This window comes from Kitasatospora aureofaciens, assembly GCF_001188955.3.
In the GTDB taxonomy this organism is placed as follows: domain Bacteria; phylum Actinomycetota; class Actinomycetes; order Streptomycetales; family Streptomycetaceae; genus Kitasatospora; species Kitasatospora aureofaciens.
This window is the reverse complement of the sequence record NZ_JPRF03000013.1, coordinates 152,756-178,258: the sequence shown is the minus strand read 5'-3', so window position 1 is coordinate 178,258 and position 25,503 is coordinate 152,756. Positions and strand designations below refer to the sequence as shown.

At 73.3% G+C, this 25,503-nt stretch carries 22 protein-coding genes; 11 read left to right on the top strand and 11 right to left on the bottom strand.

Going from position 1 to position 25,503, the window contains the following annotated elements:
* Positions 1-10: 10 nt before the first annotated feature.
* From HS99_RS06805 to HS99_RS06785, 5 genes are all read right to left on the bottom strand, one after another.
* A complete protein-coding gene (locus HS99_RS06805; protein ID WP_030552181.1) occupies positions 11-1,195 on the bottom strand; it encodes an XdhC family protein in 1,185 nt (394 codons plus the stop codon).
* Positions 1,196-1,338: 143 nt separating this feature from the next.
* Entirely contained in the window at positions 1,339-2,823 is a 1,485-nt protein-coding gene (locus HS99_RS06800) for an NCS2 family permease (RefSeq protein ID WP_030282942.1), read from the bottom strand.
* 300 nt (positions 2,824-3,123) lie between these two features.
* On the bottom strand, positions 3,124-5,490 hold the full coding sequence (gene pucD, locus HS99_RS06795; protein WP_043388449.1) for a xanthine dehydrogenase subunit D: 2,367 nt from the start codon (positions 5,488-5,490) through the stop codon (positions 3,124-3,126).
* The gene (locus HS99_RS06790; RefSeq protein WP_030552177.1) at positions 5,490-5,972 is read right to left on the bottom strand and encodes a (2Fe-2S)-binding protein; all 483 of its coding nucleotides are present in this window, start codon (positions 5,970-5,972) and stop codon (positions 5,490-5,492) included. Before HS99_RS06790 ends, pucD begins: the two co-directional genes overlap by 1 nt.
* Positions 5,969-6,856 carry an FAD binding domain-containing protein gene (locus tag HS99_RS06785; RefSeq protein ID WP_030282937.1) on the bottom strand — a complete coding sequence of 296 codons (888 nt, stop codon included), beginning with the start codon at positions 6,854-6,856 and terminating at the stop codon, positions 5,969-5,971. Before HS99_RS06785 ends, HS99_RS06790 begins: the two co-directional genes overlap by 4 nt.
* 374 nt (positions 6,857-7,230) lie before the next feature.
* On the opposite strand from HS99_RS06785, the gene HS99_RS06780 reads away from it, so the two are divergent.
* On the top strand, positions 7,231-8,850 hold the full coding sequence (locus HS99_RS06780; protein ID WP_030282935.1) for a PucR family transcriptional regulator: 1,620 nt from the start codon (positions 7,231-7,233) through the stop codon (positions 8,848-8,850).
* A 277-nt stretch (positions 8,851-9,127) separates the two neighbouring features.
* On the opposite strand, the gene HS99_RS06775 is transcribed toward HS99_RS06780, so the two are convergent.
* The gene (locus HS99_RS06775) at positions 9,128-10,255 is read right to left on the bottom strand and encodes an alpha/beta hydrolase (RefSeq protein ID WP_030552175.1); all 1,128 of its coding nucleotides are present in this window, start codon (positions 10,253-10,255) and stop codon (positions 9,128-9,130) included.
* A gap of 310 nt (positions 10,256-10,565) precedes the next feature.
* On the opposite strand from HS99_RS06775, the gene HS99_RS06770 reads away from it, so the two are divergent.
* Genes HS99_RS06770 through HS99_RS06755 form a run of 4 tightly spaced genes read left to right on the top strand, consistent with a single transcriptional unit; the run spans position 10,566 to position 14,588 of the window.
* Positions 10,566-11,585 carry a sugar ABC transporter substrate-binding protein gene (locus tag HS99_RS06770; RefSeq protein WP_046386853.1) on the top strand — a complete coding sequence of 340 codons (1,020 nt, stop codon included), beginning with the start codon at positions 10,566-10,568 and terminating at the stop codon, positions 11,583-11,585.
* Positions 11,582-12,622 (top strand): ABC transporter permease, encoded by a 1,041-nt coding sequence (locus tag HS99_RS06765; protein WP_030282928.1) that lies wholly within the window; start codon positions 11,582-11,584, stop codon positions 12,620-12,622. The genes HS99_RS06770 and HS99_RS06765 overlap by 4 nt, the downstream gene beginning before the upstream one ends.
* Entirely contained in the window at positions 12,619-13,485 is an 867-nt protein-coding gene (locus HS99_RS06760) for an ATP-binding cassette domain-containing protein (protein WP_046386851.1), read from the top strand. The genes HS99_RS06765 and HS99_RS06760 overlap by 4 nt, the downstream gene beginning before the upstream one ends.
* Positions 13,482-14,588 carry an ROK family glucokinase gene (locus HS99_RS06755; RefSeq protein WP_030282924.1) on the top strand — a complete coding sequence of 369 codons (1,107 nt, stop codon included), beginning with the start codon at positions 13,482-13,484 and terminating at the stop codon, positions 14,586-14,588. The genes HS99_RS06760 and HS99_RS06755 overlap by 4 nt, the downstream gene beginning before the upstream one ends.
* Before the next feature lie 107 nt (positions 14,589-14,695).
* Here HS99_RS06755 and HS99_RS46340 read toward each other — a convergent pair whose 3' ends face one another.
* Positions 14,696-15,400 carry a hypothetical protein gene (locus tag HS99_RS46340; protein ID WP_030552171.1) on the bottom strand — a complete coding sequence of 235 codons (705 nt, stop codon included), beginning with the start codon at positions 15,398-15,400 and terminating at the stop codon, positions 14,696-14,698.
* Positions 15,401-15,708: 308 nt separating this feature from the next.
* Between HS99_RS46340 and ggt the strand changes: the two genes are divergently transcribed.
* The 3 genes from ggt (at position 15,709) to HS99_RS06735 (ending at position 19,201) form a co-directional block, all read left to right on the top strand.
* A complete protein-coding gene (gene ggt, locus HS99_RS06745) occupies positions 15,709-17,502 on the top strand; it encodes a gamma-glutamyltransferase (protein WP_030552169.1) in 1,794 nt (597 codons plus the stop codon).
* A gap of 134 nt (positions 17,503-17,636) precedes the next feature.
* Positions 17,637-18,440, top strand: coding sequence for an exodeoxyribonuclease III (locus HS99_RS06740; protein ID WP_030282918.1), 804 nt, complete (start codon positions 17,637-17,639; stop codon positions 18,438-18,440).
* Positions 18,441-18,613: 173 nt separating this feature from the next.
* On the top strand, positions 18,614-19,201 hold the full coding sequence (locus HS99_RS06735) for a hypothetical protein (RefSeq protein WP_030552167.1): 588 nt from the start codon (positions 18,614-18,616) through the stop codon (positions 19,199-19,201).
* Positions 19,202-19,274: 73 nt separating this feature from the next.
* On the opposite strand, the gene HS99_RS06730 is transcribed toward HS99_RS06735, so the two are convergent.
* Positions 19,275-19,991, bottom strand: a complete 717-nt coding sequence (locus HS99_RS06730) for a lysoplasmalogenase (protein ID WP_046386641.1) — start codon at positions 19,989-19,991, stop codon at positions 19,275-19,277.
* Between the two features lie 234 nt (positions 19,992-20,225).
* Between HS99_RS06730 and HS99_RS46335 the strand changes: the two genes are divergently transcribed.
* Positions 20,226-22,028 carry a DUF2398 family protein gene (locus tag HS99_RS46335; RefSeq protein WP_079151517.1) on the top strand — a complete coding sequence of 601 codons (1,803 nt, stop codon included), beginning with the start codon at positions 20,226-20,228 and terminating at the stop codon, positions 22,026-22,028.
* 172 nt (positions 22,029-22,200) lie between these two features.
* The gene (locus tag HS99_RS44670) at positions 22,201-22,353 is read left to right on the top strand and encodes a hypothetical protein (protein WP_157846539.1); all 153 of its coding nucleotides are present in this window, start codon (positions 22,201-22,203) and stop codon (positions 22,351-22,353) included.
* Between the two features lie 34 nt (positions 22,354-22,387).
* Here HS99_RS44670 and HS99_RS06720 read toward each other — a convergent pair whose 3' ends face one another.
* From HS99_RS06720 to HS99_RS06710, 3 genes are all read right to left on the bottom strand, one after another.
* On the bottom strand, positions 22,388-22,567 hold the full coding sequence (locus HS99_RS06720; RefSeq protein ID WP_030281081.1) for a hypothetical protein: 180 nt from the start codon (positions 22,565-22,567) through the stop codon (positions 22,388-22,390).
* A 193-nt stretch (positions 22,568-22,760) separates the two neighbouring features.
* Complete coding sequence (locus HS99_RS06715) at positions 22,761-23,153, bottom strand: MerR family transcriptional regulator (RefSeq protein ID WP_223885917.1); 393 nt, start codon at positions 23,151-23,153, stop codon at positions 22,761-22,763.
* A 49-nt stretch (positions 23,154-23,202) separates the two neighbouring features.
* The gene (locus HS99_RS06710; protein ID WP_030551415.1) at positions 23,203-23,988 is read right to left on the bottom strand and encodes an alpha/beta fold hydrolase; all 786 of its coding nucleotides are present in this window, start codon (positions 23,986-23,988) and stop codon (positions 23,203-23,205) included.
* A 216-nt stretch (positions 23,989-24,204) separates the two neighbouring features.
* Between HS99_RS06710 and HS99_RS06705 the strand changes: the two genes are divergently transcribed.
* On the top strand, positions 24,205-25,464 hold the full coding sequence (locus HS99_RS06705) for a sulfite oxidase (RefSeq protein WP_050366444.1): 1,260 nt from the start codon (positions 24,205-24,207) through the stop codon (positions 25,462-25,464).
* The last annotated feature ends 39 nt before the right edge of the window (positions 25,465-25,503 follow it).

Sequence of the window (25,503 nt, the reverse complement as noted above, 5' to 3'; positions counted from 1 at the left end):
GCCCCGGGTCTCAGGCGGCGTCGGTCCGCCGTGCGGCCTGCGGCTCCTCCGCGGCGGCCGCGGCGTCGTGGTGGATCGGCCCGTCGCCTGCGCTCAGCGGCAGGCAGCTGCCGCCGCGACGGTGGGCGACGATCTCGGCGGCGACGGAGACGGCGGTCTCCTCCGGGGTGCGGGAGCCGAGGTCGAGGCCGATGGGGGAGCGCAGCCGGGCGAGTTCGGCGTCGGTGAGCCCGGCTTCGCGCAGCTTGGCCTGCCGGTCGCGGTGGGTGCGCCGGGAGCCCATCGCGCCGACGTAGCCGACCGGCAGCCGCAGGGCGCGTTCCAGCAGCGGGACGTCGAACTTGGCGTCGTGGGTGAGCACGCACAGCACGGTGCGCCCGTCGATCCGGCCGAGCTGGGAGTCCAGGTAGCGGTGCGGCCAGTCGACGACGACCTCGTCGGCCTCGGGGAAGCGCCGGGTGGTGGCGAAGACGGGCCGGGCGTCGCAGACGGTGACGTGGTAGCCGAGGAACTTGCCGATCCGCACCACGGCGGCGGCGAAGTCGATGGCGCCGAAGACCAGCATCCTCGGCGCGGGCACGTAGGACTCGACGAAGCAGGTGACCGTGCCCTGCCCGTGCTCGTCGCAGGGCCGTCCGTCGAGGCCGAGCACGATCCGCCCGGTCCGGCCGGCGTCCAGCATGGCCCGGGCCTCGGCGACGAGGGAGCGCTCCAGGGCGCCCACCGTGGACGGTCCGACGGAGAGTGCCCCGTGCTGTCCGGTGGCGGTGACGGCGATGGTGGCGCCGAGCATTCCGGCCGGTCCGGCGATGATCCGGGCGAGGGCGACGGGCGTGCCGTCGGCGATGAGGGCGAGGCCGGCGTCCATTCCCGGGGCGGCCCCGGGGACGACCGGCTGGACGAACACGTCGAGGATCCCTCCGCAGGTCAGCCCGACGGCGAAGGCGTCCTCGTCGCTGTAGCCGAAGCGCTCCAGCACCGGTTCGCCGGATTCGACGGCGGCCTGGCAGAGCTCGTACACCGCACCTTCGACGCACCCGCCGGAGACGCTGCCGACCGCCTCGCCGGCCGCGTCGACGGCCAGGGCGGCGCCAGGGTCGCGCGGGGCGCTGCCGGAGACGCCGACCACGGTGGCCACGGCGAAGGAGCGCCCGGACGCGTGCCAGGCCTGCAACTGCTCGGCGATGTCCTGCATGTCGGAGGCTCCTTACACGGTTTCGACAGTAGCGGGAGACGCCGCCGTACGGGAAACGATCCCGTACGGCGGCGGTGGTGCCAAAAGGTGCGCTGGTACCCGCAGGCGGTGGTGCCCGCAGGGCGGTGGCGCCCAAGGACCGGCTAGTGCACGCCCAGCCAGGACTTGATCGGGCTGAGTGCGAAGTACAGGACGAACACCCCGGTGAGGATCCACATCAGCAGCCCGGGCTCGCGCCACTTGCCCTGCCCGGCCTTGATCACCGAGTAGGAGATGACGCCGGCGGCGACGCCCGCCGTGATGCTGTAGGTGAAGGGCATCAGCACGGAGGTCAGGAAGGCCGGGATGGCGACCTCGCGGTCGGACCAGTCGATGTGCCGGGCCTGGCTCATCATCATCGAGCCGATCACCACCAGGGCGGCGGAGGCGACCTCGACCGGGACGATGCCGGCCAGCGGCGAGAAGAACAGCATCAGCGCGAACAGGGCGCCGGTGACGGTGGAGGCGAGGCCGGTCCGGGCGCCGTCGCCGACACCGGTCGCGGACTCGACGAAGACGGTCTGGCCGGAGGCGCCCGCCAGGCCGCCGATCGCACCGCCGGCGCCGTCGACGAACAGGGCCTTGGACAGGCCGGGCATCCGGCCCTGCCGGTCCGCCAGTCCGGCCTCGGTGCCGACGCCGATGATGGTGGCCATGGCGTCGAAGAAGCCGGCCAGGACCAGGGTGAACACCGCGACGGAGGCGCTGATCGCGCCCATCCCCCTGCCGCCGAAGGCGCCGAACAGGTCGACGTGGCCGAACAGGCTGAAGTCGGGGGCGGCGACGGGGCTGCCGGGCCACACCGGGACGGAGTTCGCCCAGGCCTTGGCGGGTACGTGGGCGAGCTTGTCGACGGCCATCGCGACCACGGTGCCGCCGGCGATGCCGATCAGGATCGCGCCGCGCACGCCGCGCGCCATCAGCACGAAGATCGTGAGCAGGGTGAGGCAGAAGATCAGGACGGGCCAGCCGGAGAGTTCGCCGAACGGGCCGAGCGAGAGCGGGGTGGGGCCGCCGGTGTGCACGAAGCCGGCCTTGTAGAGGCCGATGACCGTGACGAACAGGCCGATGCCGATGGTGATCGCGTGCTTGAGCGGCAGCGGGATGCCGTTCATGATCTTCTCGCGCAGTCCGGAAACCACCAGCAGCACGATCAGCAGGCCGTAGATCACGCACAGGCCCATGGCCTGGGACCAGCTGGTGTGCGGTACGACGAGCGCGGAGACCGCGCCGGAGACCGAGAGCCCGGCGGCGAGGGCCAGCGGCACGTTGCCGACCAGGCCCATCAGGATGGTGGTGACGGCGGCGGCGAGGGCCGTGGCGGTGGTCAGCGCGGCGTGGTCGAGCTTCACGCCGGTGACGTCCGCGCCGCTGAGGATCAGCGGGTTGAGCAGGATGATGTACGCCATCGCCATGAAGGTGGTGACGCCACCACGCAGTTCGTTGGCGAGGGTCGAGCCGCGGGCCGAGATCTTGAAGTACGCGTCGAGTGCGCCCTTCGGCCCTGGTGCCGGGGGCGAGGGGTGGGTCTCGTCCCCGGTGGGTCTGTCTGCTTCGGTGGTGCCGGGCTCCGTGGGGATCCTGGTCATGTCCACTCCCAAGTGTCAATGGGGGTTGGGGTGGGGCGAGCCGACCTGGTTGCCAGTCAACGAAGTTGGCGGCAGGGGGACGGTATCGACTCACTGGGGCACTCTTCGGGGGAGTGCCAGCGGTGCAGAGAGGGTGGTGCGCACCACTGCGGAACCCCGGCGTGGGAGGGCAGCGGGTGGGGGTCCCCGGGGCGGCGGGGAAGACTCGTCGCCGCCCCGGGAAGTACTGCTCGGTTGTGCTGTTCGGCAGTGCTGTTCGGTGCTGCTGTGCGGTGGTGCCGTGGAGCCGAACTCCGGGGGTCAGCCGGGCTGTTCGGTGGTCAGGTGCTCGGGCCGGACCGGGATCCGGTTGAGCGCGAGACCGGTCGCGTTGCGGATCGCCGCCACGATGGAGGGGGTCGCCGACACGGTCGGCGCCTCACCGACGCCGCGCAGCCCGTACGGGGCGTGCGGGTCGGGCAGTTCGAGGACGTCCACCGGGATCGGAGGGGTGTCCAGGATGGTGGGGATCAGGTAGTCGGTGAAGGAGGCGTTGCGCACCTTCCCGTCGCGGACGATGATCTCCTCCATCACCGCGAGCCCGAGCGCCTGGGTGCAGCCGCCCTGGATCTGGCCGACCACGGAGAGCGGGTTGAGCGCCTTGCCGACGTCCTGGACGGCGGTGAGCTCGACCACCTTGACCAGGCCCAGCTCCACGTCCACGTCCACCACCGCGCGGTTGGCGCAGAAGGTGTACTGGACGTGGCCGAAGCCCTGGCCGGTCTCCTTGTCGAAGGCCTGGGTGGGCCGGTGGTGGTGCTCGCGGGTGAGGTCGATCGCCTCGTCGCCGAGCAGGTCCACCATCGGGACGAGCACGCCGGCGCTCTCCGAGACGACCTTGCCGCCGGCCAGCGTGATGTCCTGGTGGGTCCAGCCGTAGCGGCGCCGGCCCTTCTCGATCAGCGCCCGCCCGACGGCCTCGGCGGCCAGCTTCACAGCACCGCCGGTCATGTACGTCTGGCGCGAGGCGGAGGTCGAACCGGCCGATCCCACCTCGGTGTTGGCCGGGTGGATGGTGACCTGCTCGACGCCCAGCTCGGTGCGGACGATCTGGGCGTGCACGGTGACGCCGCCCTGGCCGACCTCGGCCATCGCGGTGTGCACCATGGCGACCGGCTCGCCGCCGATCACCTCCAGCCGCACCCGGGCGGTGGAGTAGTCGTCGAAGCCCTCGGAGAAGCCGACGTTCTTGATGCCGACCGAGTAGCCGACCCCGCGCACGATGCCCTCGCCGTGCGAGGTGTTGGACAGCGCGCCGGGCAGCGCGCGGACGTCCAGGTGCTCGGTGTCCAGCGGCGGCGGCAGCGGCATGTCCTTGGCGCGCTGCAGCAGTTCGACCACCGGCGCGGGGGAGTCGATCTGCTGGCCGGTGGGCATGAAGTCGCCCTCCGACATGGCGTTCAGCTGCCGCAGCTCCACCGGGTCCATGCCGAGTTCGGCGGCCAGCTTGTCCATCTGCGACTCGTAGCCGAACGCCGCCTGCACCGCGCCGAAGCCGCGCATCGCCCCGCAGGACGGGTTGTTGCTGTAGAGCGCGATGGCGTGCATCTTCACGTTCGGGATCACGTACGGGCCGTGCCCCAGCGAGGCGGCGTTGCCGACCACGGCGGGGGAGGCGGAGGCGTAGGCGCCGCCGTCCAGCACGATCCGGCAGTCGGCGAAGACCAGCTTGCCGTCGCGGGTGGCGCCGTGCTCGTAGTGCATCCGCGCCGGGTGGCGGTGGACGTGGCCGTAGAAGGACTCGTCCCGGGAGTAGACGATCTTGACCGGCTTGTCGGTGTGCTGGGCCAGCAGGCAGGCGTGGATCTGCATCGAGATGTCCTCGCGGCCGCCGAAGGCGCCGCCGACGCCGGCCAGCGTGAGCCGGACCTTCTCCTCGGGCAGGTCCAGCACCGGGGCCATCTGCTCCCGGTCCACGTGCAGCCACTGGGTGGCGATGTAGAGGTCGATGCCGCCGTCCTCGGCGGGCACGGCCAGGCCGGACTCGGGGCCGAGGAAGGCCTGGTCCTGCATGCCGACCTCGTAGTCGCCGCTGACGATGACGTCCGCCATCGCCCGCACCTCGTCGGTCACGCCGAGGCCGGAGACCAGCTTCTGCTCGTGGCAGATGTTGCCGTACGCGTGCGACTTGTACTCGTGCGGCTCGTGGACGTACCCGTGGGTCTCCGGGTCCAGGCACTGCTCCTCGGTGACGATCGGGGTGAGCACCTCGTACTCGACCTTGATCTTCTTCACCGCGCGCCGGGCCGTCTCCGGGTGGTCGGCGGCGACCAGCGCGATCGCCTCGCCGTGGTACCGGATCTTGTCGATGGCCAGGACCGGCTGGTCCCGGATCTCCAGGCCGTAGTACTTGGAGCCGGGGATGTCCTCGTGGGTCAGCACGGCGTAGACACCGGGCACCTTGAGCGCCTCGGAGATGTCCACCGAGAGGATGTTCGCCCGGGGGTGCGGCGAGCGCAGCGCCATACCCCAGAGCATGTCCTCGTGCCACAGGTCGGACGAGTACGCGAACTCGCCCCTGACCTTGAGGTTGCCGTCCGGGCGCAGCGGCGAGCCGCCGATGCCGTCCTTGGAGGCCTGGTTGATGTTCTGCAGGTTCTTCTGACCCTGGATGGTCCGCGTAGCCATCAGGAAACCTCCCCGGCGCACTTGCGGGCCGAGGCGAGCCGCACCGCGTCCATGATCTTCTCGTAGCCGGTGCAGCGGCACAGGTTGCCCGACAGCGCCTCGCGGATGTCGTTGTCGCTCGGCTGGGTGTCCTTCTCCAGCAGGGCGTCGGTCTGCACGAGCAGGCCGGGGGTGCAGAAGCCGCACTGGACGGCCCCGGCGTCGACGAAGGCCTGCTGGACCAGGCCCAGCTCGCCGGTTTCCTCGGCCAGGCCCTCGACCGTGCGCACCTCGCGGTCCTGCACCTGGCCGGCCGCGACCAGGCAGGAGCAGACCGGCACGCCGTCCAGGTAGACGGTGCAGGAACCGCACTCGCCCTGCTCACAGGCGTTCTTCGAGCCCGGCAGGCCGACGCGCTCGCGCAGCACGTAGAGCAGGCTCTCGCCCTCCCAGACGTCGTCTGCCTCGACGGGCTTGCCGTTGGCGGTGAACGTGACCCTCATGCCGCGCTCCTGATCTGCTTGCCGTAGTCGTTCCAACACCAGGTGAGGGTGCGGCGGGCCATCACGGCCAGCGCGTGCCGCCGGTAGTCGGCGGTGCCCCGGACGTCGTCGATCGGGGAGGCGGCGGCCTTCACCAGCTCGCCGAAGCGCTGGACCACCTCGGTGCCCAGCAGCTCCCCGCTCTCCCAGAGCCCGCGCTCGGCGAGCACACCCTGGAGGTACTCCTCGGCCTCGACGGCGCGGCGCGGCGTGGGGGCAGCCGAACCGATACCGGTGCCCACGGTCCCGTTCTTCGGGTGCAGGGCGAAGCCGAAGGCGCACACCGCGATCACCATCGCGTTGCGGGTGCCGATCTTCGAGAACTGCTGCGGGCCGTCCGCGACCGGCACGTGCACGGCCCGGATCAGCTCGTCGGCCTCCAGGCAGTTGCGCTTGACCCCGACGTAGAACTCGTCGATCGGGATCAGCCGGGTGCCGCGCACCGAGGCCGCCTCGACGTGGACGTCCCGTCCGGCCGCCAGCAGCGCCGGGTGGGAGTCACCGGCCGGGGAGGCCGCGCCCAGGTTGCCGCCGACGCCGCCGCGGTTGCGGATCTGCGGTGAGCCGACGGTGTGGGCCGCCAGTGCGAGCCCGGGCAGCGGCCCGGACAGCTCCGAGATGATCCGGGCGTACGGGACGGAGGCGCCGAGCCGGACGACGCTGCCGTCGTTCGTCCATTCGGTGAGCTCGGTGACGCGGTTCAGGTCGAGAATCGCGGATGGCCGGTGCACGTCGAAGTTCAGCTCGACCATGACGTCCGTGCCGCCCGCGATGGGCAACGCGGTCGGGTACTCAGCCTTCGCCGCGAGAGCCTCGTCCCAGGTGGCGGGCCGAAGGAACTCCATGCGGGTGTCTCCTCAAGTGTTCGCCGACCGGGTGTCCGGCGGCGTGTCGCCCAGTGAACCCCTGTGACCGGGGCCACTGGCAGTCACCGATGGCATGAAGCCCCGGCTGTGAGCCCGCCCGGCATCCTGTACGTTCCTCTAAGCAGGAGAATCCCGCAGCCCAGGTGTTGGCCGGGTGCTACCTACGACCGTAATCCGGCCGTGATTCGCGGGCTACGGCCCCGGGACCCGGTGAGCCGCTGGTACGTAACGCCGAGCACGGATGTTCGGGCACACTGTCACCCCCGGACCGCGTGTCCGGCCACCCCACCCCCTCGATCCGGCCCCCTTCCCCGTTCCACCCCCTGGTCCAACCCCCCGTAAGGAGTCCGCGGATGCGTGTCCGTGACCTGCTCGCCCCCGGCGCCCCACGACTGCGCCTGCTCGCGGCCGAGGAGGAGCTGGACCGGCAGGTCAGCGGTGTGATGACCACGGACCTGCACGACCCCGGCCGCTACCTGCACGGCGGCGAGCTGGTGCTCACCGGCATGCTCTGGCGCGGCGGCCCGGCCGACTCCGAACGGTTCGTCCGGACCATCGCGGCCGGCGGCGCGGTCGCCCTGGCGGCCGGCGAGGCCGAGGTCGGCCCGGTGCCCGAGGACCTGGTCGAGGCCTGCCGCCGGCACCGGATGCCGCTGCTGGCCGTCCCCGACGACATCGCCTTCGGCACCGTCACCGAGTTCATCGGCCGTCAGGTCTCCGCCGACCGCGCCGCCGACCTCGCCGCCCTGGTCGACCGCCACCGGCTGCTGGTGTCGGCGGCCGGCGGCGGCGGACTGGACGCCGTGCTGGACCTGCTGGGCGGCGACCTCGACCTGGACTGCTGGGTGCTCGCCCCCACCGGCGCGGTGATCGCCGGCCCGGCCGACCGGCTCACCGCCGAGGACCGCGACCAGCTGGTCCGCGCTCACCTCGCCGCCCAGCGCCAGCGCCGCCGCCCCCCGCACCGGGCCCGGCTGGCCGGAGGCGCCTACTCGCTGCTGCCCGCCGGCGCCTCCGCCGGCGCCTCCGCCGGGCCCGAGGCGCCGCAGACCGGTGCGCTGCTGGCCGACTGGGTGCTCGCGGTGGCCGGTGACGTCACCGAGTGGACCACCAAGCGCCAGCAGCTCGCCGAGAACCTGGCCCGTCTGGTCGCCGCCGAGCGCCACCGCCGCGACGAGGGCCGCCGGCTGCGCCGCCGACTGGCCGACGAACTGCTCGCCCTGCTGCGCCGCGACGCCGACCCGGGCGAGATCAGCCGCACCCTGTACGCCTCCTCGGCGATGGCCGCCCGCTACGAGAGCCCCGAGCCCAAGTCCCAGGCACAGGAATCCTCCTGGCTGGTGCTCAGCGCGGAGGGCACCGGCCTGCCGGAGGGCACGGTACGGGCCGTCCTGGAGGAGGCGCTCGGCGGCACCTCCGACCGCGCCCTGGTCGCCGGGGCGGGCAACGGCGCCGTGGTGGTGCTGCCTGCGCTGGACACCCCGGTGCCCGCCGACACCCTGCGCGAACTGCTCGCCCCGCTGGAGGCCGGGCTCGGCTCGGAGGGCCGGATCACCCTCGGCGTCTCCGCCCCCGCCTCCGAGGCCGGCGGCCTGCGCGGCGCCCTGGAGGAGGCCCGGCACGCCCGCCGGATCGCCGCCGCCCGGGTCGGCCGGGTCTGCGTGGCCGGTCCCGAGGAACTGGCCTCGCACGTGCTGCTGCTGGCCGCCGTCCCGGACGAGGTCCGCCGCGCCTTCCGCAGCAGGCTGCTGGACAAGGTGATCGCGTACGACATCGAGCACCAGGCGGACCTGGTCCGCACCCTGGAGGCCTTCCTGCGCTCGGACGGCTCGTGGACCCGCTGCGCCGGGCAGCTGCACGTCCACGTCAACACCCTGCGCTACCGGATCGGCCGGATCGAGGAGCTGACCGGGCGGGACCTTTCCCGGCTGGAGGACCGGGTGGACTTCTACCTGGCGCTGGAACTGGCCTGACCGGTGGACCGATCGCCGGTCTTGTCGCCGGTCTGATCGTCGGCCTGATCGGTGGACTGACCGCCTTCTGGCAGTCCCGGTCGGGCCCCGGTCGATCCTGACCGTGTCCGATCGGTTCCTGGGAAATCGCCGGGAGAACCGAAAACGGCCGAGGGCCCGCCGCCAACGCTCGCGGCGGGCCCTCGGCCGTGCCGACGGGTCTGACCACCGGTCGGTCTGACCACCGGTCGGTCTGACCACCGGTCGGTCGTGACGGCCGGTCGGTCGTGACGGCCGGTCACTGCACCGGGATGATCCCGGTCAGCCACTCGAAGGCGCTCGGGACCATCCGCTTCCACATGTCGGTGGTGTGCGGGCCGGTGCTCTCCTCGACCTGGACCTTGGTCGGCTCCTTGGCCACGGCGGCGATCGCCTGACCGTCCTCGTAGCCGTCGCCCTTGGCGCCGCTGACGAGCAGGGCGACCTTCGGCGGCTGCTGGGCGGACTTGAGGATGTTGACCGGGTTGCTGGCCTCGCGCAGCTTCGCGTCCTTGCCGACCAGCGAGTCGGGCTCGACCGCCGGGTCGTTGTAGCCGGACATCGCGATGCCGGCCCGGTAGCGGTTGGGGTGGGCCAGCGACAGCTTGGCCGCGCAGTGGGCGCCGGCCGAGTAGCCGGCGATCGCCCAGCGGTCCGCGGACGGGTCGGCGCGGAAGTTGTCCATCACCATCTGCGGGACGTCGCGGGTGATCCAGGCGTCCGCGTTGATCTTGCCCGGGATGTCGGTGCAGCCCGCGTCCTGGTGGCTGCCCAGCAGCAGGGTGCGCGGCGAGACCAGGATGAACGGCGCGACCTTGCCCTGCTGCATCAGCGGCTTGAGCTGCTCGGAGACCTTGAGGGTGCCGTACCAGGTGGAGGAGGAGCCCGGGTAGCCCGGGATCAGCTCGACCACCGGGAACTTCTTGTCCTTGAACGCCGGGTCGTTGTACTGCGGCGGCAGCCACACCAGAACCTCGCCGTCGACGCCCGACACCTGGCCCTTGAGCTCGGTCTTCTGGACGTCGCCGGGCACCGCCGGGTCGTTCACCCCGCCGAACTTCTGCAGCACCTTCGGGGGCTGCTTGGCGGCGTCGCCGGACTGGCCGTTGCCCGCCGGGTCCGCCGGCGGCACCGAGGGCACCGCGCGGACGTGGTCACCGGTCCCGAGCAGGTCGTCCCAGTTGCCGTAGATCAGGTTCGCGTTGTTCACCATCACGAAGACCATCAGCACGGCCGTGACCTGACAGAACATGATCATGACGATCCGGGAGAGAGTGCGCACGGGCTGCGGGCCGCGCACCTTCCCCCAGAACAGCAGCGCCACCGTGATGGACACCGGCACAAGGACGACGGTGAGGATGAAGAATGGCGTACCTGTCAGTTCCATCGAGTTCTCGTATCCGGGTCGCTCGCCGCTCGGGCCCCAGGCGCCCGAACGCACGTCAATGGCATCAGACGGCTGGGAACCGATGATCGGTTGCCGTCCGAATCTGTGCGGAACCTGAGAGGAACATCACGTTTCCGAGCTGTTCCTGCTTCGGGTCGGCGCCTAGTCTGTCACCCGGACGGCGGTGCTCCGGACCAGATGTTCAGCGAACTTCCAGGAAGGTCCCCCGGGGCACCTTACCTCCCGGCCCGTGCGCGCCGCCGGGCGAGGCGGTGCGATCCCGCGCAGCCGGGCCAGAGAGACTATGGGGATGAGCACAACCCGCTTTCGCCCGTCCCGCCGCTTCTGGCCCGTGTGCGCCGTCCTGGCCCTCGCGGTCACCGCGGCCGGTTGCAGCAGTACCGGAGGCAGACGCGCCGAGGAGGCCCGCGCCAAGGCCGTGGCCGCCGGTGGCAGCGCCGTCACCACCCCGCGCTGGAAGGTCGCCATGGTGACCCACGCGGGCCCCGGGGACGCCTTCTGGGACAGCGTGCGCAAGGGCGCCGAGCAGGCCGCCGCCAAGGACAACATCACCTTCCTGTACTCCAACGACGCGCAGACCCAGAACCAGGTCCAGCTCGTCCAGGCCGCCATCGACCAGAAGGTCGACGGCCTGCTGGTCACCCTCGCCAAGGGCGACGCGATGGCCGACGTCCTCGGCAAGGCCAGGGCGGCCGGCATCCCGGTGATCACGATCAACTCCGGTCAGGAGTTCTCCGCGAAGTTCGGTGCACTGACCCACATCGGTCAGGACGAGTCGGCGGCCGGTCAGGCGGCCGGGGCGGAGCTGGCCTCCCGCGGCCGCAGGAACGTGCTCTGCGTGATCCACGAGCAGGGCAACGTCGGCCAGGAGGAGCGCTGCTCGGGCGCCCAGTCCAAGGCCGGCGGCAGCTTCCAGGTGCTCTACGTCAACGGCACCGACATGCCCGACGCCCGGGCCGCGATCTCCGCCAAGCTCCAGGCCGACCCCTCCATCGACACCGTGCTCACCCTCTCCGGCCCGATGGCTGCCACCGGGATGCAGGCCGTCCAGGACGCCCACCGCGGCGTCGAGCTGGACACCTTCGACCTGGGACCGCAGGTGGTGGCCGGGCTCAAGTCCGGCACCGTCGGCTTCGCCGTCGACCAGCAGCCCTACCTCCAGGGCTACGAGGGCGTCGACCTGCTGTGGCTGTACAAGTCGAACCTGGACATGCTCGGCGGCGGCAAGCCCGTCGCGACCGGCCCGCAGATCCTGACCAAGGACAACGCCGACGCGCTCGCCGAGTACGTCGCGAGGGGGACCAGGTGAGCGCCTCGACCACCCCCGACCTGCTCGTCCAGGACCGCCCGGCGGCCCTGCGGCGGCTCCTCGCCCGCCCCGAACTGGGCTCGCTGATCGCCGCCGTGGCGGTGTTCGCGGTCTTCGCCGCCGCTGCCGAGCCCTTCCTGCGGGTCTCCTCGCTGGGCACCGTCCTCTACGCGGCCTCCACCATCGGGATCATGGCCGTGCCGGTCTCACTGCTGATGATCGGCGGCGAGTTCGACCTGTCGGCCGGAGTGCTGGTCACCACGGCCGCGCTGACCTCCTCGATGGTCTCGTACCAGTTCACCGCCGTCACCTGGGTCGGCGTCCTGGTCTCGCTGGCGACCACGCTGGCGGTCGGCTGGTTCAACGGCTGGATGCTCGGCCGCACCAAGCTGCCCAGCTTCATCGTCACCCTGGGCACCTTCCTGATGCTGACCGGCGCCAACCTCGGCGTCACCAAGGCCGTCTCCGGGACGGTCTCCACCAAGTCGATCGCGGACATGCAGGGCTTCGAGACCTGCCGACTGCTGTTCGCCTCCGAGGTGAACATCGGCGGGCTGACGGTCAAGGCCACCGTCTGGTGGTGGCTCGGCCTGCTCGCGGTCGGCAGCTGGGTGCTGCTGCGCACCCGCTTCGGCAACTGGGTCTTCGCCGTCGGCGGTGACGCGTCCGCCGCCCGCGCGGTCGGCGTGCCGGTCGCCCGGACCAAGACCGTGCTCTACCTGGGCGTCGGCTTCGGCGCCTGGGTGCTCGGGCAGCACCTGCTGTTCTCCTTCGACACCGTGCAGTCCGGCGAGGGCGTCGGGAACGAGCTGATCTACATCGTCGCGGCCGTCATCGGCGGCTGTCTGATCACCGGCGGCTACGGCTCGGTGGTCGGCTCCGCGCTCGGCGCGCTGATCTTCGGCATGGCCAGCAAGGGGATCATCTACGCCCAGTGGAACCCGGACTGGTTCAAGTTCTTCCTCGGCGCGATGCTGCTGCTGGCCGCGCTGCTCAACGCCTACGTCAAGCGCCGGGCCGAACGGGGGCCGCGATGAACGACGCACTCTCCCCGGGCGGCGAACTCCTCTCCCTGGTCGGCGTCGGCAAGTCCTACGGGACGGTCCGGGCCCTGGAGGACGTCTCGCTGACCCTGCGGGCCGGCGAGATCAGCTGCGTGCTCGGCGACAACGGGGCCGGCAAGTCCACCCTGATCAAGATCATCGCGGGACTGCACCAGCACGACGAGGGCACCTACACCGTCGGCGGCGAGGAGGTCCGGTTCGACTCCCCGCGCCAGGCCCTGGACCTCGGCATCGCCACCGTCTACCAGGACCTGGCCGTCGTGCCGCTGATGCCGGTGTGGCGCAACTTCTTCCTCGGCTCCGAACGCGGCATGCGCCGCTGGGGCGGCCTGCGGCTCGCCGCCGACGGCATGCGCGCCACCACCCGTGAGGCGCTCGCCAGGATGGGCATCGACCTGCACGACGTCGACCGGCCGATCGGTACCCTCTCCGGCGGGCAACGCCAGTGCGTGGCGATCGCCCGCGCCGTGCACTTCGGCGCCAAGGTGCTCATCCTGGACGAGCCCACCGCGGCGCTCGGCGTCAAGCAGTCCGGGGTGGTGCTCAAGTACGTCACCGCGGCCCGCGACGCCGGGCTCGGAGTCGTCCTGATCACCCACAACCCGCACCACGCCCACCTCGTCGGCGACCACTTCACCCTGCTCAAGCGGGGGCGGATGGCCGGCAGCCACCCGCGCGCCGAGATCGGCCTGGAACAGCTCACCACCGAGATGGCCGGCGGCTCCGACCTCGCCGAGCTCTCGCACGAGCTGGCCCGGCCGTCCGTCGCCGACCCGCTCGAGCCCCCTGTTTCCCGTGAGACCCGCGAGACCCGTGAGGAGCGTCCGCAGCCGTGACCAGCCCCCAAGGCACCACCCGGCCGGCCGTCCTGCCCACCCTGCTGGGCCTCGGCCCGCGCGCCGAGCGCCGCCGCCGCGCCCTGCCCGCGGGGATACTGCGGCTGCCCACCATCGGTGTCGACATCGGCGGCACCAAGGTGGTCGCGGGGGTGGTCGACGGCGAGGGCAAGGTGCTGGAGAAGCTGCGCACCGACACCCCGCACAAGAGCAAGAGCGCCAAGGTCGTCGAGGACGTCATCGTCGAGCTGGTGCTGCAGCTCGCCGACCGGCACGACGTCCATGCGGTCGGCATCGGCGCGGCCGGCTGGGTCGACGCCGACCGCTCCCGGGTACTCTTCGCCCCGCACCTCAACTGGCGCAACGAGCCGCTCCAGCAGGCGCTCAGCGAGCGGCTGCGCTTCCCGGTGATCGTGGAGAACGACGCCAACGCCGCCGCCTGGGCCGAGTGGCGCTTCGGCGCCGGGCGGGGCGAGGACCACATGGTGATGCTCACCCTGGGCACCGGCATCGGCGGCGCGGTCGTCCGGGACGGCTACGTCGACCGCGGGAAGTACGGCCTGGCGGGCGAGTTCGGGCACATGCAGGTGGTGCCCGGCGGGCACCGCTGCCCGTGCGGCAACCGCGGCTGCTGGGAGCAGTACTCCTCCGGCAACGCGCTGGTGCGGGACGCCCGCGAACTGGTCGCCGAGGAGTCCCCGGTGGTGCAGCCGCTGCTCGCCCGGGCCGGGGGGACGGTCGAGGGCATCACCGGTCCGCTGGTCACCGAGGCCGCCCAGGACGGGGACCCGACCGCCGTCGAGCTGCTCTACGAGGTCGGCACCTGGCTCGGCGTCGGCATCGCCAACCTCGCCGCCGGCCTCGACCCGGGGCGCTTCGTCATCGGCGGTGGTGTCTCCGAGGCCGGCGACCTCCTCCTCGGCCCGGCCCGGGACACCTTCCGGCGCACCCTGACCGGCCGCGGCTTCCGGCCGGAGGCCACCATCGTCCACGCCGCCCTCGGCAACGAGGCAGGCCTGGTCGGCGCCGCCGACCTGGCCCGCCAGGTGGCGCGGCGGTTCCGGACCATCAAGCGGCGACGGGTGGAGCGCAGCGCGCTGTAGCGGTGGGGCGCCGGGCGGCGGCCGGGCGCGGATGACAACTGACAGATTTCAGCGAACAGATGACGTCATCTGTTCGCTGAAATCTGTCATCTGAAAGTCCTCAGTCGTCAGCCCGCCGACTTCCAGCGGTCCCGCCCGTCGGTGCCGGGGCCGCAGACCATCGGGGTGCCCTTCGTGGTGACGCCGGTCGCGCCGGCCGGGGAGCAGAAGGCGCCCGGGTGGACGGTTCCGGCGGACCCGCCTGCCGAACCGGACCCACCGGCGTCGGACCCGCCTCCGGAGCCCGACCCGCCGGAGGTCGAACCCCCCGAGCCGGACGAGCCTCCCGTGCCGGACCCGCCCGAGCCGCTCCCGCCACCGCTGCCGGTGGACGAGCCGCTCCCGCCGCCCGTGTTTCCGCCGCCGCCCGGATCGGCCGGCCGGGCGGTGGGGTGCGGCGTGGGCCTGGGCGCGGTCGGGGCCGGTGGCTCGGTGTGGTTCTGCGGGGCCTGGGTCGGGGCGGGCGGTTCCGGTGCGGTGGTGGCCGGCGGCGTCTCGGCCGGCGTCGGCGTTGCCGTCGGTGTCGGGTCCGGGGCGGGCGTCGGCGTGGCGGTGGGCGTCAGGCCGGCGGACGGGCCGGTCGTCGCCGCGACCGGTGCGGGGGTGGGTGCGGTGGTGGCCGGCTGGGGGCCGACCAGCGCGCCGAGCCACACCAGGCTGCAGAACGCCGCGACGACCGTGCTGATGAGCCTGCGCCAGAGCGGTCGGGGCCGCCAGGTCCAGGCGATCGCGAAGGCCGCGACCGGGAAGACCAGGAAGCTGGCGGCGTGCACCCCGCGGCGCTGCCACCAGGGGCGGAGCGGCGGAACCGCCGGTGGCTGGGAGGGCGGGGGCGGGGGTGGTGGCGGATACACGGGGGAGCCGGGTCCTTCTCGTGGTGGGGACGTGGCGAACCCTCACACCGTATACAGATCGCATAAAGAGACGTTCCGAATCGTGCGGAACCGAATCCGGAACGTGACCTCCGATTGTCCTGGCCTGTCGGTACGTCAACTACCCATGGGTAGCGATGCGGTGTGGTTGTCGGATTGTCGCTCCTGTGGAACAACTGGTGAGTTGACGTCGAATCAGGAGGACTCGGATGAGGGCTCTGACCCGTCTCGCGCCACCACTGCTGCTCGCCACCGCACTGGTCTGGGCCACCACCGGTCCCGCCGGCGCCGCGGCACCGCCGACTAAGGCACCGGAGGCGGTGGGGTGGGGTGGGGCGGTGGCGTCCGTGGACGCGGACGCCACCGCCGCCGGGATCGAGGTGCTGCGCAAGGGCGGGAACGCGGTGGACGCGGCGGTGGCCGTCGCCGCGGCGCTCGGGGTGACCGAGCCGTACTCCTCCGGGATCGGCGGCGGCGGGTACTTCGTCTACTACGACCACGCCACCGGACAGGTGCACACCGTCGACGGCCGGGAGGTGGCCGGCCACACCGCCGACAGCGGACTGTTCCTGGAGGACGGCAAGCCGCTCGCCTTCGCCGACGCCGTGACCAGCGGCCTGTCCGTCGGCGTCCCCGGCACCCCCGCCACCTGGGACTCCGCCCTGCGCCAGTGGGGCACCCGCTCGCTCGCCCAGGCCCTGGCACCCGCCGAGCGGATCGCCGAGAACGGCTTCGTCGTCGACGACACCTTCCGCGGCCAGACCGCCGACAACTACGGCCGGTTCAAGGACTTCCCGGCCACCGCCAAGATCTACCTGCCGAACGGCAAGCCCCCGGAGGTCGGCTCCGTCCTGCGCAACCCCGACCTCGCCGCGACCTACAAGCTGCTCGCCAAGGACGGCGTGAAGGCCTTCTACCAGGGCGAGTTGGCCCGGGACATCGTCAACACCCTGCAGCACCCGCCGGTCGACCCGGCCTCCGGCCGCAACGCCCGCCCCGGAAAGGTCGACACCGCCGACCTGGCCGCCTACCAGGTCCGCCGCCAGGCGCCCACCCACGTCGCCTACCGCGACTACGACGTCTACTCGATGGCCCCTTCCAGCTCCGGCGGCACCACCGTCGGCGAGGCGCTCAACATCCTGGAGGACGGCGAACTCTCGGACTACAGCAGCACGCAGTACTACCACCACTTCCTGGAGGCCTCGCGGATCGCCTTCGCCGACCGCAACCGCTGGGTCGGCGACCCGAGCTTCAACGACGTCCCCACCAAGCAGCTGCTCTCCGAGCGCTACGCCGCCTCCCGGGCCTGCCTGATCAGCCCGGACCACGCCCTCAGCAGCCCGCTCGCCCCCGGCGACCCGCGCCACCCGGCCGACTGCGCCGACACCGGCCAGGCCGTCGCCGAGCCGTACGAGGGCCCCAACACCACCCACCTCACGGTGGCGGACCGCTGGGGCAACGTCGTCTCCTACACCCTCACCATCGAGCAGACCGGCGGCAGCGGCATCACCGTCCCCGGCCGGGGCTTCCTGCTCAACAACGAGCTGACCGACTTCGACTTCGCACCGCTCACCGCCGGAGTCCCCGACCCCAACCTGCCCGGTCCGGGCAAGCGGCCGCGCTCCTCGATGTCCCCGACCGTCGTGCTGCGCGACGGTGAGCCGCTGCTGGCCACCGGCAGCCCTGGCGGCGCGACCATCATCACCACCACCCTCCAGGTGCTGCTCGGGCGTCTCGACCGGGGGCTGAGCCTGGAGCAGGCCATCGCCGCGCCGCGCGCCAGCCAGCGCAACACCGCCGTCACCCAGGCCGAGCAGGGCTTCCTGGCGCTGCCGGAACGGGCCGGGCTGGAGGCCCTCGGGCACCGGTTCGCCAACGGCGGCGAGATCGGCGCCGCCACCGGGGTGGAACGGCTGCCGGACGGCCGCTGGGTCGCCGCCGCCGAACCGGTGCGGCGCGGCGGCGGCTCGGCCGCGGTGGTCCGGCCCGCAGGCTCGCGCTGACCCGGGCGGGCGCCCGTCCCGGAGGCTGACCGGGCCGGGTTGTCGGCGCCGGGCGGTATGTTCGGGGTGGGCCTCCCTCCGGGGCGGGCCCACCCCCGTCCGTACCGACCGAACCACCGGGAAGGCCGCCCGCCGTGACCGTCCGCATCGCCACCTGGAACATCAACTCCGTCACCGCGCGGCTGCCCAAGCTCCTGGAGTGGCTGGAGAGCGCCAGGCCCGACGTGCTCTGCCTCCAGGAGCTCAAGTGCGCGGCCGACGCCTTCCCGTACGAGCAGGTCCGGGAGCTCGGCTACGAGACGGCCGCGCACGGCACCGGCCGGTGGAACGGCGTCGCGATCGTCTCCCGGCTCGGCCTGGAGGACGTCGTGCGCGACCTGCCCGGCCAGCCCGGCTACCTGGCCGACGGCGCCCTGCTGCCCGACGTCGAGCCGCGGGCCATCGCCGCCACCTGCGGCCCGGTCCGGGTCTGGTCGGTCTACGTGCCCAACGGCCGCGAGGTCGACCACGCCCACTACCGCTACAAGCTGGAGTGGCTCGAGGCGCTGCGCAAGGCCGCCGCCGCCGACGCGGCCGGTCCGCGCCCCTTCGCCGTCCTCGGCGACTTCAACATCGCCCCCACCGACGAGGACGTCTTCGACGTCGCCGCCTTCGAGGGCCTCACGCACGTCACCCCGGTCGAGCGCGCCGCGCTGGAGGCCCTCGGCGAGATCGGTCTGCACGACGTGGTGCCGCGCCCGCTGAAGTACGACCGCCCGTACACCTACTGGGACTACCGTCAGCTGGCCTTCCCGAAGAACCGGGGCATGCGGATCGACCTCACCTACGGCAACAAGCCCTTCGTCGACGCCGTCACCGACAGTTACGTGGACCGCGAGGCCCGCAAGGGCAAGGGCACCTCGGACCACGCCCCGGTCGTGGTGGACCTGGACGTCTGAGGCAACAGGGCTCCACCCCTGGTCACACTAAGTGACGGGCCGTCGCTCGAACGGACCTGAGCGGTGGCCGCCCCCGGAGCCCCTGCCTACCGTCGGTGAATGACCGGGTGCAGTTGAAACACCACGTGGACATGGGAGTCCCCGGCTGCGCCCGAGAATCCCGGAGGTTCGGCATGCGCCCCATGCGTACGGCCGCCGCCGCCCTGATCGGCGCGACGGTGCTGACCGGTCTGACGGCCCCCCTCGCGGCAGCCAGGGACGGCGCGGCCTCGGTCAGCCCGTCCCAGGCCGCACCGGGCCAGACCGTGACGGTCACGGTCTCCTGCGAGAAGTCGGACAGGCCCGACGCCAAGACCGTCACCGCCCACTCCGCCGCCTTCGAGGGCGGCCCCGCGACCCTCACCCTGGGGTCCGACGGCAAGCACACGGGCTCCGCCCGGCTGGCCTCCCAGCACAACGGCAACAGCAAGGTCGACGGCACCTGCCCGGACGGCGCCGCCTTCTCCACCGGTGTCACCGTCACCACCGTCGCTGCCTCCGGCCCCGACAAGGGCCTCGGCGACTGGGGCAAGGCGGCCGGGGAGTGGGCCGGCTCGCTCGGCCAGTCCGGCGTCGGCAGCCAGCAGGTCGCCCCGCACGGCGCGGTGAAGACCGGCCTCGGCGGCTCGGTCGCGGCGGACCCCGCGGAACTGGCCGGAGGGCTGGCCCTGGTCGCGGGCGGCCTCGGCGGCTTCTGGCTGCTTCGGAGGCGCAGTGCCTGACGGCGGCCCCGTCCCCATCGCGCCCGCGCGACGCGCCGCCGGATCCTGACGGGACCGGCGGCGCCTCGACGCGTCAGAAAGCAGGTCGCTCCTGCAGCTCCTGTCGTTCCTCGTGCCGGAGGATGCCGCTGGCCAGCAGGTACTGGGCCAGCACGTACGTCGCCATGATCCAGAACTGATGCCCCGGAAGCTCGCGCCACTTCGCCAGCTGGGTGGCGATCAGCGTGTCGGACAGCAGGAACAGCGCCCCGCCCAGCCCGGTTCGCCAGCCCAGCCCGGCCGAGGTGACGGCCGTCGAGGTGAGCAGCAGGCTGTACCCGGCCACCGGGACCTTCAACTCCCCGAGGTCCGGCCAGAGCTGACCGACCAGGCCCGCCCAGGCCGTCGCGTACGCGGCCGCGACCACCAGTGCGCGCCGGCGGTCGGTGAACGCCCCGCGCTGGACGAACATCGTGACGTAGCAGACGTGCGCGGCCGCGAACGAGCCCATGCCGGCCAGGAAAGCGGTGTCGTCCTTCAGCTGCAGCAGCACGTCCCCGCCGGCGCTCGCCAGCAGCGCCGGGGCCAGCAGCTTCGGCGCCTCGCGCCCGGCGGTGGTCGCCGCCGACACGCTGTGCGCGGCCAGCAGCGGCATCAGGGCCGGCTTGGTGGCGTTCTGCAGCACCGAGGCCCCGGACAGGATCGAACCCAGGTGCGCCACCGAGGTGGCCGCGAAGCCGCCGAGCAGGCCGGTGGCCGAGCGCAGGCGCCCGCCGAGGCCGGCGGCGCGGGTGGTCGTACGGATGCTCATGCGGTGAATGCCTCCGAGGTCGCTCGGCTGGGGGACCAACCGACCCTACGGGAGCCGACCGGGCGGGGGAAGACCGGGTTACCGGTGCGTAACCCGCCCGGGGAACGGGCCGTGACGGACCGGGCCGGGAGAGCGGAGGGCCTGCGGCCGGTTCGAGGGCTCCTGCGGAGACTTCCTCAGGAGGACGGTTGCTGCCAGCGGGTGACCCGGCCACCGTCTAGTCTTGACCCCGACATGGAGCAGCAGGAGTACGCGGTCGGCGCCACCCGGGTGGCCGCCGGCAGACCGGACGGGCGCACGGGCGGGGCAGGACGGGGAACCGCCGACGCCGTCCTCGCCGTACGTGAAGCCGAACGCGAGGTCGAGCGCTCGGTCGAGCGCGGTGCCGAAGGCGAAGTCGAACGCGACTGCGAGGCCGACCCCGTGGGGGCCGTGGCCGGGAGCGGAGCTGACGACCCGCTGACCTCCGCCGAAGGACTCTCGCCCGACCCGGGACTGCTGCGGCTCGCCCACTGGTTCGCCGCCGCCACCCCCGGCACCGCGGACGACCTGTGCACCGCCTCCTTCGGCCTCTACCCCGCCCGCCACCTCGGCGCCGCCGCCGCCCCCGCCGACCCCGCCGTCAGCTGGTGGCACGGCCCGACCGCCCACGCCGCCGTCCCGCGCGCCCGCGAGGCCCGGACGGACGGCGGCCTGCGCCGCGCCCGCCGAGACGCCGCCGCACTGCCCGTCGTCCGGTCGGGCGCCAAGCAGGGCGGCCCCGGCAGGCACCGCAGGCCGGAGCGCAGCCGTGCACTGCCGGATGCCCCCCGTGACGTGCAGGATCGTTCCGGTGAGGAACTCCCGGACGCCGAACGCCGCATCGCCGCCCGGCTGCTGCTCGCCCACCCGCTGGTCACCGCCTCCGGCCCGCACGCCGACGGCTTCCCCCTGATCCGCCGTCACCGCGACTGGCTCACCGAACGCTTCGACACCCTGCTCGGCTACCGCCTCGTCATCGGCCCCTGGCACGCCCGGCTCTTCAAGGCAGGCCTCGGCCCCGGCGCCGCCCGCCGCCTCGAACACCCGGCCACCGGCGCCCCGTTCACCCCGGCCGGCTACGCCCGGCTCGCGCTCGCCCTGGCCCTGCTCGTCGACGCCCCCGAGCAACTCCCGTACGGGAGACTGGTCCAGGCGATGCGGGCAGCCGCACCCGACCTCGCGGCGGAAGGGGCGCCGACGGGCACGGCGGCGCTCGACACGTCCCTCGGTGCGGCCCTTGACGCGTCCCTCGACATGGCGCTCGCCGCACTGGCCGACTGGCAGGTGCTCGGCGAACTGCCCGCCGACCCGGGCGACACCGCCTTCGTCCTGACCGTCGACCGCGAACTCGCCCGCGCCGTCCCGGCCGGCCCGCCCGCGCTCGCCGATGACGCCGCCGACCTCATCCGCCGCGCCGCCGAGGCCGAGCCCGGCACCGCAGTGCGCCGCCTCCTCGCCGAGACGCCCGCCGTCCTCACCACCGACCTCCCCGAGGACCAGCGCGAGTGGCTGCGCGAGCACCGGCTCAGCGGCCCGGCCGCGCTCGCCGAGTTCCTCGGGCTGGAGGCCGAACTGCGTGCCGAGGGCGTCGCCCTGCTCGACCCGGCCGCCGAACTCACCGACCTCGCCCTCCCCGGTGCCGGCACCCTCGCCCAGGCCGCCCTGCTGCTGGTGGAACGCCTGGTCGAGGAGGTCCGCCCGCTGCCGGGTGAGGACCCGGGCGGCGACGTAGCGATCCCCGACGCGCTGATAGACGGGGTCCTCGGCGACATCGCCGACGACCACGACCTCCCCGCCCGCTACCTCGCCGACCGCACCGCCCTGCGCCGCGACGCCCTCGACCTCCTCCACCGCCTCGGCCTGATCACCCCGACCCCCCGGGCCACCTGGCTCCTCCGCCCCCCGGCCGCCCGCTACGCCCCGGCCCCCGACCTCCGCCCCACCCCCGGCACCGGCCGCCACTCCCGCCCCACGACCCCGACTCCGCCCCCGCCCCGCGAGGGCCCGCACACCTAGCGACGCCCCTGGCCACCGGCACGTCGCTCCGCCCCGGCCCCGACCTTCCGCGCCGCCCCGGCACCTGCCGCCACCACCGACCCGCGCGGCCGGTGCAGCTGGCGCCGTGACCGCACGGGGTTCGCCGGGCTGCCGAGTGGGACCCTGTGGCCCGGTGCGCTCCCGTCCCACCATGGCGACCAGCAGCGGCGTAGTACAACAGGTCGTCGGCGAGGTGCTCGACGGTCGGATCGGCCCTCGCGAGGCGGCGGTGCTCGCCCGGGGTGCCGGCGGAGGCCGGGCCCGGCTCGGCTGGGGCCGCGGGCCGAGCCGGGCCAGGGGTTAGCCGGGACCCCGGACCGGGCGCCGGGAGGTGGCGGTTACCTGCTGGCGGTGGCGGTGGCGAGCGGGCCGTGCTGGACGGTCTCCACGGTCGCGCCGACGCCGAGGGTGCCCAGGGCGATGGAGGCGAGGACGGCGGTGCAGGCGAGAAGGCGGCGGTGGCGCTGGGGGAGCGGGAAGCGCGGTTCCTGGTAGGGCGCCTGAGTGCTGGCGTTCATGACAGGGAGGCTTCCAGGGCGGTGTGAACGGTCGGTACGCGCGGGTGAAGTCCGGACGGGGGTTGGGCGTCGGTTGGCCGCATACGCCCCACCCGACCCGCGGGCGGGGCATATGCGCTGGTCAGCGGGGCCCTCCGCGGCCGGCGAGGGCCAGGCCGACGGCGACCGGTACGGCGTCCCGTACGGCGTCCCGTCAGGCCGCCTGTTCCTCGCTCGGCGCGTGCGCCGTCGCCAGGTAGTGGGAGAGCACCCGGCGGCTGCGGGTGAGGTCCTCGATCCGGGCGTCCAGGTCGGCGAGTTCGTCGCGCAGGGTGGCGAGCAGGTTCGGACAGGCCGTCAGGGCGGGCACCGGGCCGGTGGCGCAGGGCAGGATCCCGGCGATGATCCGGGTGGGCAGACCGGCCGCGAGCAGGCTGCGGATCTGCCACACCCGTACGGTGTCCTCCTCGCCGTACTCGCGGTAGCCGGCCGCGGTGCGCGCGGGCCGGAGCAGGCCCTGCTCCTCGTAGTAGCGGAGCAGGCGGGCGGACACCCCGGTCACGCGGGCGAGTTCTCCGATGCGCATGATCGGGTCAACGCGGTCCACCGCGGGGCTGTTCCCGCTCGGGCCGGTGCCCGGGTTCGGGTTCCCCGGCTCAGCCCTTCACGAACTCCATGACCACTTCGCGCAGTTGGGGCAGCGCCTCGACCATCGGCAGGTGTCCGGAGGGGAGTTCGACGAAGCGGGCGCCCGGGATGCCCTCGGCCAGCAGGCGGTGCTGGGACGGCTGGACGAGCATGTCCTCGGCGGCCCCGACGACCAGGGTGGGCACGGCGATCGAGGCCAGCTCGGCGCGGACGTCGGTCCGGGCGGCCAACCGGAACTGCTGCGGGAACCCGGCCGGCAGCGGGGACCTGAGCCCCTCGCGGAGCGCCGCGAGCTGGTCCGCGGGCAGGGCGTCCACCCAGCTGTGGCCGAGCACGACGGTGAGCATCAGGTCGGCCAGCTCGGCGGGCCGGTCGCGGAGCCCGACCATGAGCTCGGTCAGGGTGCTCTGCCGCGCCGACCCGCCGGCCACGCCCGCGATCAGGAGCAGCGAGCGGACCCGCCCGGGGTGGCGGTTGGCGATCCGGACGGCGACGGCGGCGCCCAGCGAGAAGCCGGCCAGGTCGAAGGTGTCGAGGCCCTCCTCGTCGGCGGCGGCCACCAGCCGGTCGGCGTACTCGTCCAGGGTGGGTTCGCCCGGCTCGTACGGGCTGTCGCCGGAGCCGGGGTAGTCCGGGGCGACGACGGTGCGGTGCGCGGCCAGGTCGGCCAGCAGCGGGCCCCAGTTGTCCCGGGCGCTGCCCCCGGCGCCGTGGGCGAGCAGCAGGCCGGGGCCGGAGCCCTGGACGATCCGGGCGAGCGGGGCGACGGCGGGGGCGGGGACGGTGGACGGCACGGGTGCTCCTCGGGTCGTGGGTTTCCTGGTCGTACGGCGGGCCTGGTCGTACAGGTGCCTGGCCGTGCGGTGGCCTGGTCGTACGGGCCGCCCGGCTGGGCCGGGGCTCGATTCCGACACCGGGAACGCTAGGGATTCACACCGGTGAGAAGGTCAAGTGGAGAGCCCGGGGGTTCGCCCTGGTCACGGAAAGCGCCGGAGCGCCTACGCTGGGGCGTGGAGCGCCATCCGGACAGTGCCGTCCGGATACCGCTGCGCTCCGCCGCCGGGGCGCTCACCGTGCCCGCGTCGGCCGCTCCGGTGTTCGCCCCGGGCCGGGCGGCCGCCGAGGAGGTGCCAGGCCCCGTGCCCGAAAGCGTCAACATCCCCGGAATCGTCAAGCCGCTGCCCGCCCAGTGGTTCGTCCAGCGCGACACCAACGCCGAGATGCGGTGGGAGTCGCTGCGCGACGCCGACGGCGAGGCCGTCGTCGGCCGTCATGTTCCGGTGGAACGGTTCTTCGTCCGCAACCACACCAGCACCCCGCTGATCGACCCGGTCGGCTGGCGGCTGAAACTGTTCGGCAGCGGCCTGCGCGGCGCCCCGTCCCCGGAGCGGGCGGTCGAGTTCGCCCTGGACGACCTGCGGGCGCTGCCCGCCACCGGCATCCACGCGCTGATCGAGTGCGCGGGCAACGGTCGCAGCTACTTCCACCGCCAGCAGGGCCGGCTCACCCCCGGCACGCCGTGGACGCTCGGCAGCATCGGCTCGGCGAGCTGGCGGGGCGTCCGGCTGGCCGAGGTGCTGCGGGCCGCCGGGCTGACCGACGCGGCGGTCGACGTGCTGCCTACCGGACTGGACCCGGACTACGTCGTCGACGGCACCGACTACGGCCCGGTGCGCCGCCCGCTGCCGATCGCCAAGGCGCTGGACGACACGCTGCTCGCGTACGAGATGAACGACGAGCCGTTGACCCCCGACCACGGCGCGCCGGTGCGGCTGGTGGTGCCCGGCTGGGTCGGCATCGCCTCGATCAAGTGGGTCGGCAGCATCGAGGTCGCCGACCACCCGCTCCACTCACCCTGGAACACCGTCTTCTACCGGATGTACGGCCCGGGTCACCCGCCCGGCGGCGGGCCCGCGCTCACCACCCAGGTGGTCAAGTCCGCCTTCGAACTGGCCGAGGGCGCGCGGCTGGAGGCCGGCCGCGAGCACCGGCTGCACGGGCGGTCCTGGTCCGGCACGGCACCGGTGCGGCAGGTGGAGGTGAGCACCGACGGCGGCCTGAGCTGGCGGACGGCCGAGCTGGCCGAGGAGCCGTGCGCCGGTGACTGGACGCGCTGGAGCACCGTCTGGCGCCCCGAGAGGCCGGGCCGCTACGAGCTGCGCGCCCGCGCGACGGACCGCCAGGGCGCCACCCAGCCCGAACGGGAGGCCTTCAACCGTGAGGGCTACCTGTTCGGCGCGGTGGTGGCGCACCCGGTGACGGTGGTCTGAGAGCCCCCGACGAGAGCTCCCGACGAGAGCTCGCGGTGA

Bases quoted from the DNA above. Each gene is read 5' to 3' on its own strand.
- pucD (WP_043388449.1), bottom strand. From the start codon at position 5,490: ATGGCTACGCGGACCATCCAGGGTCAGAAGAACCTGCAGAACATCAAC.
- HS99_RS06775 (WP_030552175.1), bottom strand. From the start codon at position 10,255: ATGGAACTGACAGGTACGCCATTCTTCATCCTCACCGTCGTCCTTGTG.
- HS99_RS06790 (WP_030552177.1), bottom strand. From the start codon at position 5,972: ATGAGGGTCACGTTCACCGCCAACGGCAAGCCCGTCGAGGCAGACGAC.
- HS99_RS06785 (WP_030282937.1), bottom strand. From the start codon at position 6,856: ATGGAGTTCCTTCGGCCCGCCACCTGGGACGAGGCTCTCGCGGCGAAG.
- HS99_RS06760 (WP_046386851.1), top strand. From the start codon at position 12,619: ATGAACGACGCACTCTCCCCGGGCGGCGAACTCCTCTCCCTGGTCGGC.
- ggt (WP_030552169.1), top strand. From the start codon at position 15,709: ATGAGGGCTCTGACCCGTCTCGCGCCACCACTGCTGCTCGCCACCGCA.
- HS99_RS06770 (WP_046386853.1), top strand. From the start codon at position 10,566: ATGAGCACAACCCGCTTTCGCCCGTCCCGCCGCTTCTGGCCCGTGTGC.
- HS99_RS06720 (WP_030281081.1), bottom strand. From the start codon at position 22,567: ATGAACGCCAGCACTCAGGCGCCCTACCAGGAACCGCGCTTCCCGCTC.
- HS99_RS06780 (WP_030282935.1), top strand. From the start codon at position 7,231: ATGCGTGTCCGTGACCTGCTCGCCCCCGGCGCCCCACGACTGCGCCTG.
- HS99_RS44670 (WP_157846539.1), top strand. From the start codon at position 22,201: ATGGCGACCAGCAGCGGCGTAGTACAACAGGTCGTCGGCGAGGTGCTC.
- HS99_RS06805 (WP_030552181.1), bottom strand. From the start codon at position 1,195: ATGCAGGACATCGCCGAGCAGTTGCAGGCCTGGCACGCGTCCGGGCGC.
- HS99_RS06730 (WP_046386641.1), bottom strand. From the start codon at position 19,991: ATGAGCATCCGTACGACCACCCGCGCCGCCGGCCTCGGCGGGCGCCTG.
- HS99_RS06735 (WP_030552167.1), top strand. From the start codon at position 18,614: ATGCGCCCCATGCGTACGGCCGCCGCCGCCCTGATCGGCGCGACGGTG.
- HS99_RS06800 (WP_030282942.1), bottom strand. From the start codon at position 2,823: ATGACCAGGATCCCCACGGAGCCCGGCACCACCGAAGCAGACAGACCC.
- HS99_RS46335 (WP_079151517.1), top strand. From the start codon at position 20,226: ATGGAGCAGCAGGAGTACGCGGTCGGCGCCACCCGGGTGGCCGCCGGC.